The sequence below is a fragment of the Paludisphaera rhizosphaerae genome, from assembly GCF_011065895.1.
Lineage (GTDB): Bacteria > Planctomycetota > Planctomycetia > Isosphaerales > Isosphaeraceae > Paludisphaera > Paludisphaera rhizosphaerae.
Map to the genome: position 1 here is coordinate 157,287 of NZ_JAALCR010000014.1, position 12,348 is coordinate 169,634.

At 66.2% G+C, this 12,348-nt stretch carries 9 protein-coding genes; 4 read left to right on the forward strand and 5 right to left on the reverse strand.

Annotated features, from left to right (window positions below):
* Positions 1–105: 105 nt before the first annotated feature.
* Both G5C50_RS18995 and G5C50_RS19000 read left to right on the forward strand, forming a co-directional pair.
* Positions 106–1,002 carry a hypothetical protein gene (locus G5C50_RS18995; protein WP_240907236.1) on the forward strand — a complete coding sequence of 299 codons (897 nt, stop codon included), beginning with the start codon at positions 106–108 and terminating at the stop codon, positions 1,000–1,002.
* A 17-nt stretch (positions 1,003–1,019) separates the two neighbouring features.
* Positions 1,020–2,246, forward strand: coding sequence for an FG-GAP repeat domain-containing protein (locus G5C50_RS19000; RefSeq protein ID WP_165071869.1), 1,227 nt, complete (start codon positions 1,020–1,022; stop codon positions 2,244–2,246).
* A gap of 58 nt (positions 2,247–2,304) precedes the next feature.
* On the opposite strand, the gene G5C50_RS19005 is transcribed toward G5C50_RS19000, so the two are convergent.
* From G5C50_RS19005 to G5C50_RS19020, 4 genes are all read right to left on the reverse strand, one after another.
* Positions 2,305–2,760: a hypothetical protein gene (locus tag G5C50_RS19005; RefSeq protein ID WP_165071870.1), complete on the reverse strand. Its 456-nt coding sequence runs from the start codon at positions 2,758–2,760 to the stop codon at positions 2,305–2,307.
* A 63-nt stretch (positions 2,761–2,823) separates the two neighbouring features.
* Complete coding sequence (locus tag G5C50_RS19010; RefSeq protein ID WP_165071872.1) at positions 2,824–4,008, reverse strand: hypothetical protein; 1,185 nt, start codon at positions 4,006–4,008, stop codon at positions 2,824–2,826.
* Positions 4,009–4,013: 5 nt separating this feature from the next.
* Positions 4,014–5,786 (reverse strand): c-type cytochrome domain-containing protein, encoded by a 1,773-nt coding sequence (locus G5C50_RS19015; protein WP_165071873.1) that lies wholly within the window; start codon positions 5,784–5,786, stop codon positions 4,014–4,016.
* Between the two features lie 34 nt (positions 5,787–5,820).
* Positions 5,821–7,902 carry a hypothetical protein gene (locus G5C50_RS19020; protein ID WP_165071874.1) on the reverse strand — a complete coding sequence of 694 codons (2,082 nt, stop codon included), beginning with the start codon at positions 7,900–7,902 and terminating at the stop codon, positions 5,821–5,823.
* A 332-nt stretch (positions 7,903–8,234) separates the two neighbouring features.
* On the opposite strand from G5C50_RS19020, the gene G5C50_RS19025 reads away from it, so the two are divergent.
* Positions 8,235–9,590: a tetratricopeptide repeat protein gene (locus G5C50_RS19025; RefSeq protein WP_165071876.1), complete on the forward strand. Its 1,356-nt coding sequence runs from the start codon at positions 8,235–8,237 to the stop codon at positions 9,588–9,590.
* A gap of 79 nt (positions 9,591–9,669) precedes the next feature.
* Positions 9,670–11,163, forward strand: a complete 1,494-nt coding sequence (locus tag G5C50_RS19030; protein WP_165071877.1) for an EF-hand domain-containing protein — start codon at positions 9,670–9,672, stop codon at positions 11,161–11,163.
* 9 nt (positions 11,164–11,172) lie between these two features.
* Here G5C50_RS19030 and G5C50_RS19035 read toward each other — a convergent pair whose 3' ends face one another.
* On the reverse strand, positions 11,173–12,228 hold the full coding sequence (locus G5C50_RS19035; RefSeq protein ID WP_206107766.1) for a bile acid:sodium symporter family protein: 1,056 nt from the start codon (positions 12,226–12,228) through the stop codon (positions 11,173–11,175).
* Between the last annotated feature and the right edge of the window lie 120 nt (positions 12,229–12,348).

A 12,348-nucleotide genomic window follows, 5' to 3' on the forward strand; every position in this document is an offset into this window, starting at 1 on the left:
CGCGTCGTACGATGAAGGAGGTCCATCGTGTCGACCATCGCCGCCGCATGCAACCCGAGGTGCGGTTTCGCAACGCCCGGAATGGAGAGAGGGAGGCCGTCGCCCATGCCCATGCCCGTGCTCGAACACGAGGAGTTCATCGAGCAGGCGTACTTCTTCCACGCCTTCCGCGAGCGACTGGCCGACGGCGTCCCCTCGCAGGAGATCCTCCAGCGGATCGGCGAGGAACTCCTTTCCACCACGCGGCTGCCGATGGCCGTGGGCTTCCTCGCCACGGAGAGCAAGGTCTCCGGCCTGATGGCGCCGGCCATGCGGCATCTGTCGCACTACTTCACCGCCTTCCAGGCCCACGTCATCGCCCAGGCCGAGGCCGACCTCAGCCGGTTCCCCATGGAGCAGGCGCTTCTGGTTCTGGAGCGTGAAGTCGAATACAAGGCGAAGGGGGCGTCGCTCCCCGGACTGTTCATCTACCAGTTCGAATCGCTCTCGCGGAACCGGCTGGGCTATACCACGGGCCTCTCCGCGATGGCCGAGGACCCGATGTACGACGAGGACTGGCGCGACTACATCCTGACGCTTCAAACGCGCCTCGGCGACGTCGACTTCGCCGACCTGATCTTCGTCCGCTCCTCGTACTTTGTGAACGAGCGGCGGCGGATCAACCCGGACTTCATTCCCAAGTATCCGCCCCTCTTTGGCGAGAAGGAGGGGAAGATCGCCCGGGCGAACCGGGGTCGTGATCCGCTCTACCTCTTCTCCGCCCTTCAGCGCCAGCTTGGCTATCCCGAAGTGCCGCGGCCGAAGCGCCCGGACGGCGTGGAAGACCGCATCGCCCTGCTGGAACAGCGGGTCGCACAGCTTGAGAGCCGCCTCAAGTTCGTCGAGAGCGAAGGGGGCGGCGGCGGGGGAGCGCCCGTCGACGTCATGAAACAGGTTATGGTCAATCCCGAGGACACCGCCGGCATCCCCGCGGGCTGGACGGCCCGGCGGCTCGGCTCGTGAGGAAAGGCGCACCGTCGATGATTCGCAGGCTCCTGTCGTCCTTGCCGTTGCTGTTCGCTGCGACCGCGATGGCCGCTCCTCCACCAGAGGCTCCCTCGGGGCGGTTCGCCTTCGAGCGGGTCGTGATCGATCCGGACTTCCCAGGCGCTTACCAGGTGGAGGTGGTCGACGTCGACGGCGACCGAAAGCCGGATGTCGTCGCCCTGGGCGGGAACGACTGCGCCTGGTATCAGAACCCATCGTGGAAGAAGCGGCTCGTCACGACGAAGAAGGACGCTCCCGGCGTCATCAGCAGCGCGACGATGGACATCGACGGCGACGGCCGAGCGGAGATCGCCATCGCCTATGACTTCGAGATGAACCAGCCCAAACGGGGCAAGCTCTTGCTGGCGAAGCAGGGAGCGAGCCTCGACGATCCCTGGAAGCTCCTGCCGATCGAGGACGTCGGCAGCATCCATCGTCTGCGATGGGGCGACATCGACCAGAACGGAACGCCCGACCTGATCGTGGCCCCGATCTTCGGAGCGAGCGCCACGCCTCCGGATTACGACGACGCGGCCGGGATCTTCGCCTATACCGGCCACGACGTGAACGACGCCTCGAAGTGGCAGCGTCGGGCGCTGGCGAAGCGTCGGGTCGTCCACGCGATCGAGTATCAGCCGGCGTTCGCCGATTCCACCAGGCCGATGCTGCTGGCGGCCGACAACGAAGGCGTCACGATGATCGGCCCGTTCCTGAACGGCCCGGACCCCGGCGTGGTCGACATCGTCCCCGGCGCTGAGGGGAAGGCCCCGAAGAAGGGGGCCAGCGAGATCCACAAGGGCCGGTTCCGCGACGGCCGAATCTTCCTGGCGACGCTTGAGCCCTGGCATGGAACGACGGTCGTCGTCTGGCCCCAGAAGGCGGCGGACACGACCGAGTTCGGCGAGCGCGTCGTGCTCGACGACACCCTCGCCGACGGCCACGCCCTCTGGGTCGCCGACGTCGACGGCGACGGTCAGGACGAGGTCTTCGCCGGCCATCGCGGCAAGGATCACCGCGTGAGCGTCTACGACTTCGACTCCCCGTCCTCCACCTGGCGCCGCACCGTCCTCGACCGCGACGTCGCCGCCCAGGACCTCCGCGGCGGTGACGTCGACTCCGACGGCCGCCCCGACGTCGTCGCCTCCGGCGGCTCCGCCAAGAACGTCGTGCTCTATCTCAACCGGACACCGTCGAAGTCGGCCCAGGCTGGGAATCGGTGACTAGCGAAAGGGGCGTACACCCGCCGCGGCTGAAGTCGGGGACGCGGCGGGCGTTTGGTCACTTTGCCGCCTTGACGTCCTTGGGGACGTTTTCGGGCGGGGGCTCGATGGCGACCTTGTCGTCGGAGCCGGGGATTTCGGGCATGGCGGCGGGGGCGGGGAAGGCCTTTTCGGGGATGTCCTTCAGCTCCTTCTTGCGGTCCTTCTCGGCCAGGAGCGAATACCGCTTGTCCCCCTTGGAGCCCAGCTCATAGCGGCCCCAGTAGACCTGCGAGGCGGGGTTGTAGTAATAGACGTACTGCGGGTACGACGGGTAGTAGACGCAGTAGTGGTAGTCGTAGTTGGCGTACGACACCGTCGGCTTGTAGTAGTACCGGACGTAGTAATAGTTGTACGTCGGGCTGTAGCTATAGCTGTTGTCGTAGTATTGCCGGAGGCCGAACGCCGCCCAGGCGGCCGCGGGGGCGACGGCGAGGACCGAGAGGGCCAGGACGAGCGAGCGAGCGGACTTCATCGCGAGGTTCCTCAAAGGGGTGCGGTCGGGTTCGGAATCATCTACGCAGCCGCCGTGAGGCGCTTACGGTTTGGCCGGAGGCGCGTCCGCGGGAAGGTCGGTCGGTTCGGCCGTCTTGTCGTATCGGACGGCGACGGCCTCGCGGAGCCGGCCGACGTCGCGAAGAACCTCCTCATACTTCGCCGCCACGGCCGGTCCCCGGCCGGTGGCCAGACCCGAGCGGGCGGATGCGCCGGCGGCCGACTCCCCTTCGTCGGCCGGCGGAGTTCCCCCCTTGGGCCAGGCGGCCTTGAACGATACGTGGATCGTGCCGATCGACGACGAATTCGGCAGCTTCTCGGCCGCGGCGCTCCTGGCGTAGTCGTCGACCTGGAAGGCGTCCGAGGTCTGATTGGTTCGATGCCAGCCGGGGATCACCCCCTCGGCGCCGGCCCCAAGAATAAAGAACTCGTACGACGGCGTGTCGCTGAACGCGAACATGTTCAGGCCGTCGACCGTCAGCGTCACCGCTGCGTCGTGCTTCGACTGATTGAGGACTCGGACGGCGTAGACCTCGCCCTTCGCGATCGAGAGGAACGCCAGCCCGTCGCCGTCGAAACTCGGGGCCCTGGGACGGTACTTCGAGAGATCGGGCGGGCCGGCGCCGGGGTCGGGACCGACGAGGATCTCGATCGAATAGGGCGAGGTCCGCGAGGCTGAGATCCGAGTCCCCTTGGCGGTGGGCTTCTGAATGCTCTCCAGGGCCTGGTCGACGGCTTTCTCACGTTCCTTCGGCGAAGCGTCGGGTGGGACGACCATGGTCGCGCCCGTCACGGAGGCGATCGACGTCAGGTCGAACACGCCTCGGGAGCGGAGTTCCAGCAGCTCCTTCCCGTTGCGGTCGACGATCCGAGCGAGGACGGCCATCACGGTCAGCTTGGAGGCCGCGTCCGTGACGATCTTGTACTCCCCCTTCACGGCGATCCGAGCCGATCGCTTCACCTGAACGCCGAGCTTCTCCAACTCGACCTTGAGCGTCTGGGAGATGCCGGGCCCGCCGCTGGAGGCCAGTTCGGGAGGGCCGGTGAACTCCCCCATGATGACGGCGTCGCCGTACTTGGCCGCCTCCGGTTGGATCTGCTTCGCGAGCGCAGCCAGTTCCTTCTTGAGGCCGGATTGCTCCGACCGGGGCTTCTGGGCCTCGGAATCGCCGGTCTGGCCGACCCAGACGGCGAGCGCGAGGGCCGCCGCGATGATGGCTTGGCTCATGGTCGTCAGTCCGTCTGGAAAATGATGAGAGGCGTTCCGCGGTCGATCTCGGAACTGGCCTGCTGGAACGCCGAGGTCCCCTTGCCAGTGGTCGACCACTCGGCGCGGTTCAGAGTCCCTCCCGGCCTGAGCAGGTCGTTCATCCCGAGACGTTGAAGCTGTGGGTTGGAACGGATTCGCGTCTGGAGGTCCGCCCCATCCTTCAGGCCAAGCTCCGCGGCGGCGGCAGCCAGGTCGAGGTCGGCCTGGTAGAGCTTGGCGATCGGAATCACCGGCTCGGGGAGGTCGGCGATCGGGGCTCTGGAGGAATTCTCCAGCAGGAACGACCCCACAGCCTGCTCCAACGCGGAGAGGAATCGACTCTGGTCAGCCTCCACGAGGGCGGACATCTCAGCGTCGGGGGCGAAGAGCCGATCCACCTTCTCCCGAGGCGCGCCCTGGAGCGCCGAGCCCTCGCGGACGCGGTCTTTCGGGAGCGGCCTCATGCCGTTCTTGTGGCATCCCATGCATGAGAGCCCGTTGATGATCGTCGAACTTCCCGCGGAGTCGTTGGCGTCGAACACGATCTCGGGCGGTCCCTCGTCGATCCGCTTCCCGTCTCGGTCGACCAGCATGTAGGCCTGGAGGCGGTTCGGCAGACTGAAGATGATCTCGCCGCCGGCGTGGGTGAAAGCCTGGTCTGGGAACGGGTTGGTGGAGAACTCCGGGCCCAAGGGGAACTGGAACAGGTTGATCGCCCGCCCGGTCTTCTTGAAATCGTAGCTCTTCCAGTAGTAGCCGAGCTGAGAATCATGGCGGTCGACCAGCCGGTTCTGTCGCGAAACGCCGCTCTGATTGAACGCGGCGCGGCGGAGCGAACCGGCGAGGAAGTCGGCCTCCACGTCGACTCGTAGCTCTTTCTCCAACTCCTGGGCCGTGGAGGGGATCCCGACGATGGCATGGTAGAGAGCAGGTCGGGCGGCGGCGTCGAGAAACCAATCAGCGCGAATCTCGGCCAGGACGACGTCCGAGCCAAGGAGCGTTTCAATCTCCGCGGCGATCTCGCGCAGCTCGGCTTCGGCGTTTCCTTTGAAACGCAGGCCGTACGGGTAGGCGCGCAGCATTCGCATCCATTCGCGGTCGTTGTCCCAGCCGAGCCGTCGGATGTCCACGACCATCAGCGTCCGGGCTTCGCCGATCAGCGACGGCACGACGATGGTCGGCTTGCGGCTCAGACTGTTGAGCATCTTCGACACGCCCGCGCGGGCGAGACGGAGTTCTCGGTCGGTCCGGGACGGGTTGTTGTGAAGGGGGACCAGGTTGAAATAGCGCTGGAACGGCCGGTCGACCGAAGGGAGCCCCCGAAGATGATCGCGGATCGCAACCTGGGTCTGCATGTCCGAGATGAAGCCCCGGGCCGGCGGCGCTGCCGGAAACGGAGCCCCGGCAAGGATCCAGGCTTCGATCGCCGATCGCTCGTCGTTGGTGAGCTTCCGGCCCTTGGGGGGCATGTCGTCCAGGCGATTCCACAGCTCCGAGGCGTCAGGTTTGCCCGGCGTCACGTAGGGGGAGCCGTCTTTCCTGGCAGCCGTGAGCGAGTCGCGATTGAGGACGTCGTATCCTGGCACCTTGAAGGTCAGGCCGTGGCAGCCGTAGCAGGATTCTCGGAGGATCCCCACGGCGCGGGACGACAGGGACGCGGCATCCTCGCCCCGAACCGGCGCCGTCGTGGCGAGCTGGCATGCGAGGAAGACTGCCGACGCGCCGATCGCGTGCGAGAGTTGCGACTTCGGGCGCATCGACGACCCCTCCATCGTGCCTGAGAGCGGCGGGTTACTCGTCGATCGAGCCGACGGGGAACCGCGCCTGGATGACTTCATCGCGTTTCGGCGTCGACCGGGCGGCGCCCCGAGGTCGGGCGTCTGGCTCGGCGGCAGAGGTCAGGGCGGGCGTGGAAGCGTCGGGCGTGAATAGATCGAGCCCGGTTTTGGCGCCTCCCAGACGGACGTCGACGCGGGTCTGTCCGCCATTCAAAACTTTGGTCATGACCTGGTCGCCGACGCCGCGATGGAACTGGATGACCGACGTCGCCGTGGAGTAGTTCATCGCGGCGGCCTGTCGCGCCGGGACGATGCTTTCGATTCCGTCCATCTGATAATGGAACGGAAAGCCATTCGCCGAGTTGTCGAAGACGACCTGGGAGAGGGTTTGCGCTTTCTGCTTCGACCAGAGCCCCCCCTTGAGCTGGAAAATATAGGTCCCGAACGTCAACTCCTCCCAGGCGGTCACGCCGCCGCGACCATCGAGGTGGGCGATCTGGACCTTGTCAGCGGCAGGCATCTGGAATTTCGCGCCGGGTTTGATGGCGTGGGGCACGGCCTGCCCTCCTTCGTTGATCCAGGCGGTCAGCTCGGCCCCGGCGTCGGCCGCGACCTGGAGGGTCAGGACGGACGGCGGGGGGGCTGGATTCGGGCCGGAGTCGGGCAACGGCAGGCTGTTGGCGCCGCAGATCGGCAGCCCAACTTCCCAGGCGGTCGCCGTGGCGATCGAGATGCGCCGATTTCCCGTCGAACCGGTCGCCGGCGCGAGCAGAGTTTCCGAAGAGAGCAGCCGAGGCTCGCTCACGGGGAGCCCCCTGAGGCGAACGACGGTGAAGACGGTCTCCGGGGTGACGGCCGCGAGGTCGAAGTCCTGTGCGAGGAAGCCCACGTCGAGCTCGTCGTAGATGCGGGCGATCCCCTGAATCTGCTCCGCGGCCGCCCGGATGACGTCGCGGGGGACGCCGGCTCTCGCCGCGGCCTTGTCGAGCCGCTGGACGATCGAGCGGATCCGAGCAGGCTGTGGGACGCCCGACTCAACCAACTCGTTGTACACCCTCGTGAACGCGATCTGTTCGACGAACGCATTGTACTGGTCGCGGGCGAATTCCATCGAATCGAGCTTCGTCCGCACCATCGGGGCGTCGAGGTCGTCGACGGCTCTGGTGAGGAGCTCAAGTTGTTCGGGCGTGACGCTCGGTTTGCGGCCGACCATGTCGAGCAACTCGTCCTTGCGGGCGTCGGTGAAGAGCGCGTCTTGCAGTCGAGCTTCGACCTCCGGCGACAGGAAGGCGAGGAGCCCTCCCTTCTGGATCTCCGAGCGGACGATCCTGCGCTGGGCGTCGTCGGCGGCGAGCAGGGTGACGCGGACCTCGTTGCGGGGCGGGCCAGGGGGCTTCTGAGGAGGCTTGGGGGCTTCGGCAGGCTTTGCCGCCGTTGCTGCTGCGGCCGCAGCCATGGAAGCGACTTCCGCGGCCGAGAGCAGCCGCTGGCTCGCTGGATCCCACATTTCCCCGGTGTACTGGCCGGTCTCCTGGATAAAGACCCGGTTCGAGGCGTCGTACACGCGAGTCTGCGTCTGCACCGGCTGGGCCGCCGGCGCCATGCCTTCGCCAACCTGCATCCGGCGGCCGTCGGGAGCCACCAGAATGTACTGGCCGGTGGCGGGGTCGATCATGTAGGTCCCCGCGCCGGCCGGGTTAGGCGTCATCCCAGGCTGGTTGGCGAACCCCGTCGTCGGGTCCCCCTGGTTGCCTGGCTGCCGATTGTTGCGGTTGCCGCCGCCGATGCGGAACATCCCGTTGCCGTCGACTTGCCCCCCACCCTGGGGAACCATTCCGCCGGGGAAGCCGCCCCCTTGTTGATTGATCCTGGGCTGGTTCGGCATCGTGGGCTGCTGCTGGGTCTGGCCGCCAAGGCCGAACAGACCGCCGAAGAGACCACCGCCGTTCTGAGGCTGGCCTCCCCCCACGAAACCGCCGGGGACCCCCTGTCCCTGGCCGCCGCCGCGCTGCCTCTGCTGCTGCGCCCAGGCGGGTTGGGCCATGACGACTGTAGCCAGAAGAATCAACGCTGGCCGAAGTCCATTGACTCGCATGGCGGCGACTCCCGGGATCCAGGGCTTCTACGTAAACCCTACGGTCGTCCAGATCAAATCTTACAGATCTGTCGGCGGCTACGTAGATTACAGCAGTCCTGACCGAATGTTCGCAAGGGGTTGATTGAGGTCATGGCGGATTGTGAATCGTCGGCAACCTTGCGACGCTCCCCGTTGAACTCGGCATCCTTGCGGCGCTATGATGGTCGCATGGGCGGCTGGTTCGGTCGCGGATCGTCGAGTTTCGGCGGCGACGAACTCAAACGGGGGCTTCTGCGATGATCATTTTCAGAATGCAGCGCCTCGCTCTTCGTCCCTGCCGAATCGCATCGATGACGCTGGCTGTCCTTCTGTCGCTTGCGAGCTCCTCGGCATGGGCAGAGGACTTCGCGTTGCTCGTGGCCGCCAGGGATTACGCGACCGCCGGCAAGTCGGGACTGCGAAGTCTCAAGTATTCTCGGAACGACATCGTCGATTTGGGGGCGACGCTGATCGATTGCGGCTATAAGAAACGCAGCGTGGTGATGATGTACGACGGTCACCCCGATTCATCCAAGCTGCCGGAATATGAGAAAATCAAGGAACAGCTCGACCTGATGCTGACCGACCTGAGCCCTGGTGATTCCGTCCTGGTGGCTCTGGCTGGGCACGGGGTTCAGTTCGCCAAGGATAAGGTCAACTACTTCTGCCCGCTCGACGCCGACATCGAGGCCAAGCGCAACCTCCTTTCCCTGACTGAAGTCTACGAACTGCTTCGCAGGTGCTCGGCGGGGCGGAAGATGCTGCTCGTCGACGCTTGCCGCGACGACCCGGTCAACATCGCCTCGCGTGGAGCGTTCGAGAAGATGGACCTGGAAAGTGAGACTCGACCGCAGCTTGAGGACGTCCCCGAGCAGACGATCGCCATCTTCAGTTGCAACACGGGCCAGCGGAGTTGGGAGGACGACCGGCTGAAGCACGGCGTCTTCTTCGCCCACGTCCTCAAGGGCCTGAAAGGCGAGGCCGATCGACCATCCCCCGACGGTCGCGTGACGGTCCGGGAGCTGGCCGATTACGTCAAGGAAGAGACCCAGTCGTACGCCAAACTCGCCCTCAAGCAGGTTCAACGGCCGATCGTCAAGAACGAGGGTGAGGTCGAGTGGGTCCTCCGCGCGCTGAAAGCCGACGCCGCGGCCGGCGCTCCCGGCCTGGCCGAAGCCCATCGCCTTCTCGCGTCCGGCGAATACGCTCGGGCCCGGGACGCCTACGTCAAGGCGCTGCGAACCGCGAGCCGGGACCCGAAGGCCTACCTGGGTCGAGGCCTCGCCGCCCTCTCGCTCAACGACCTGCCCGCCGCCGAGGCCGACTTTCTGAAGGCGACGCAGCTCGACGCCTCGTCGGTCGCCGCCTGGAAAAGCCTGGGGGGCGCCCGTGGTCGCGCGGGCAAGTTCGCGGAGTCGGTTCAGGCCTATTCGGAGGCTCTCAAGCTCGATCCCGACGCCGTCGACGCGCTGGCCGGCCGGGCTGCCGCCCAGATCCAGCTTGGCCGCCTCGACCCGGCGCTCGACGACCTCAACCGAGCGCTCCGGGCTCAACCGGACCACGTCGACGCTCTCTACAATCGGGCCCTCGTCCACCAGAAGCGCGGCGACTCCGAGGCCTCTCGCCGCGACCTGGAGCGTGCGAAATCGCTGGAAGGGGTTCGATGAAACTTGCGAGGCGGAGTCTGGGTAGTCTTGTTGGCGAAATACCCGGCCCCATCCCTTCCGTCGCAAGCGAATCCAAACGATGATCCGACCTCGCAAGGCTTTGCTGTCGTCCGCCCTCGTCGTCGTTGTCGGCGGAGTTAGTCCGCTCCTCGCCGGCGAACCGGACCGGGTCACGTTCAACAAGGACGTCGCGCCGATCCTCTTCAACCGCTGCGCCGGCTGTCACCGGCCGGGAGAGGTCGCTCCGTTCTCCCTGCTGAGCTATGGCGACGCCGCCAAGCGTTCGGATTTCATCGCGGAGTTGACCGAGAGCCGCAAGATGCCTCCCTGGAAGGCCGATGCGGGAGTCGGCCATTTCACCGACGCCCGCCGGTTGACCGACGAGGAGATCGCCACGATTCGCAAGTGGGCGGACGCCGGCGCGGTCGAGGGGAACGCAGCCGACCTGCCGAAGCCTCCCCAGTTCACCGAAGGTTGGCAACTCGGCGAGCCGGACCTGATCGTCAAGATGCCGGAGCCCTACACGCTGACGGCCTCCGGACCCGACGAATACCGCTGCTTCGTCCTGCCGGTGAGCATCCCAGCGGGCAAGTACATCGAGTCGATCGAGTTCCGCCCGGGGAACCGAAAGATCGTGCATCACGCGGTCATCACGTCGCTCTCGCACAAGGAGGCGGAATCGAAGCTGGCCGCCGGGGATGGCAAGAGCTTCCTTTCGGGCCTGGCGCCTCCGGGTAAGCTCCTCTCCGGTCCGCTCTCGATCTGGACGCCCGGGATGGAGCCGCACAAGCTCCCCGCGGAGGTCGCCGCCGCCTGGCCGGAGAACACCGACCTCGTTCTTCAGCTCCACCTGCACCCGAGCGGCAAGGAAGAGGCTGAGCAGAGCACGCTCGGCTTCTATCTGACGGACAAGAAGCCCACGGCCCGGTTGCAGATGAACGCCTTCTCCAACAACCGGATCGACATCCCTCCCCGAGATTCGAACTTTCAGGTCCAGGCGTCCAAGACGTTGAACGCCGACGCGACGCTGTTCGGCGTCTTCCCGCACCAGCACCTGATCGGCCGCTCGATGAAGGCTGAGGCCACGCTGCCGGATTCGACCAAGGTCCCGCTGATCTCGATCTCGGATTGGGACTTCAACTGGCAGTATTACTACCGTTATCAGGAGCCCGTCAAACTCCCTGCCGGCACTCGGATCGACGTGAGCTGGAGCTACGACAACTCGGCCGAGAACCCAGCCAACCCCAGCAAACCGCCGCGTCGCGTGACCTTCGGCGAGCAGACGACGGATGAGATGGCCTTCCTGATCTTCGACGTGATCGCCAGTGGGCCGGCTCCCGCCGATCGACCGCCGAGCCCCGAGATGATCGCTCGCCGCGTCGACGGGGCCAAGAAGCTCCTCGACAAGGACGGCGACGGCCGTCTCGATGAGGCGGAGCTGCTGGCCGCTCCCGGCGGCATGGTGAGCGCCGGGGAACTCAAGCGATGGCTCAAGGAGTATGACAAGGACGGCGACGCCAAGCTCAGCGCCGCCGAGTTGCTGGAGGTCGTGAAGTCCATGAGCCGTCGCTGAGGATGATCGTCAGGCGCACTCGGTCCGCCGGAGCAGGGCGTCCACCCCTCCGGCGACCAGGTGCTGGACCAGGTTGTACACGATGATCGGCAGCATCACGAGCGGCTGAGAACCCATCGTCAGCGAGGCCAGCACCAGTCCCGTACCGTTGTTGTTCATCCCCAGCCCGAACATCAACGCCACTCGCTGGCCTCGGTCCGCGCCAGCCAGGCGGCCGATCACATGTCCGGCCGCGAAGGTCAGCGTGCAGAGCCCCGCGACGAACGCCATGATGATCCCGAGGAAATCCCAGTCGGGCTTGGCCAACGCCTGCGGCAGGCACGAAGAGGCATTGGCGTAGCAGAGGATCAACAGGGTCACCGGTGCGACGATTTTGAGCCGGCGCTCGACCCTTTGCGTGCGGTCTTCCCCCATGGCCGCTCGCGCGGCGATTCCCAGGACCGAGGGGATCAACACCCACGCGAACAGGAACGCTCCGGTATCGCTGGCCGCGAGCTGGTGAAGTTCCTCGCCGTAGTGGCTGGGGGCGATCGCCCCCAGGGTGTGCAGCAGCGCGGGGGTCGTCAAAGGGCTGAGGAGCGTCGAGCCAAGGACCAGGCCCAGGCTCAAGGCCATGTCGCCGTCGGCGGCCTGGGCCCAGCCCGTCGACGAACCCGCGATCGGCATCGACGACACGAGGGCCAGGCCGACCAGGACGACGGCCGCCTCGTTGGGGTTGTGCCAGACGCCCAGCGCGGGGACCATGAGGGCGAGGAACGCCAGCGGCACGATCATGTTGGCCGCCAGACCGGCCAGGATCATCCCCGGCCGACGTCCAAGCCGGCCGATCCGATCGGTTCGCGCTCGCATTCCGGCGTTGAAGAGGAGCAGCCACAGCAGGAGCTTCGGCGGCGTCGCGGCGATCGGTCCGCGCAGGTGGGCCAACTCCACTAGATCCACCTCCTTGAGCCAGAGCCCCGGCCCCGGAAGCACGGCGGCGAGCCCGTAGCTGAGAATGATGAGTTTGAGCAGGTGCCTGTGCAGAAAGTGCGATACGGCGGACGTCTTGTCCATGACAGCGTTCATCGGCTCATCCCTCGACCTTGCGTGGTTGCCCGTCGTCACGAGGAGCCGATCGGCTCCGTTGGACGAAGCATAGGAGGAGCCGCTGAGAAGACCGTGAGGGCTGCGTAAGATGTTTCTTAT

What these genes read in the sequence shown, in the direction of transcription:
- G5C50_RS18995 (WP_240907236.1), top strand. Translation starts at nt 106, where the DNA reads ATGCCCATGCCCGTGCTCGAACACGAGGAGTTCATCGAGCAGGCGTAC.
- G5C50_RS19015 (WP_165071873.1), bottom strand. Translation starts at nt 5,786, where the DNA reads ATGCGCCCGAAGTCGCAACTCTCGCACGCGATCGGCGCGTCGGCAGTC.
- G5C50_RS19030 (WP_165071877.1), top strand. Translation starts at nt 9,670, where the DNA reads ATGATCCGACCTCGCAAGGCTTTGCTGTCGTCCGCCCTCGTCGTCGTT.
- G5C50_RS19005 (WP_165071870.1), bottom strand. Translation starts at nt 2,760, where the DNA reads ATGAAGTCCGCTCGCTCGCTCGTCCTGGCCCTCTCGGTCCTCGCCGTC.
- G5C50_RS19025 (WP_165071876.1), top strand. Translation starts at nt 8,235, where the DNA reads ATGACGCTGGCTGTCCTTCTGTCGCTTGCGAGCTCCTCGGCATGGGCA.
- G5C50_RS19000 (WP_165071869.1), top strand. Translation starts at nt 1,020, where the DNA reads ATGATTCGCAGGCTCCTGTCGTCCTTGCCGTTGCTGTTCGCTGCGACC.
- G5C50_RS19035 (WP_206107766.1), bottom strand. Translation starts at nt 12,228, where the DNA reads ATGAACGCTGTCATGGACAAGACGTCCGCCGTATCGCACTTTCTGCAC.
- G5C50_RS19010 (WP_165071872.1), bottom strand. Translation starts at nt 4,008, where the DNA reads ATGAGCCAAGCCATCATCGCGGCGGCCCTCGCGCTCGCCGTCTGGGTC.
- G5C50_RS19020 (WP_165071874.1), bottom strand. Translation starts at nt 7,902, where the DNA reads ATGCGAGTCAATGGACTTCGGCCAGCGTTGATTCTTCTGGCTACAGTC.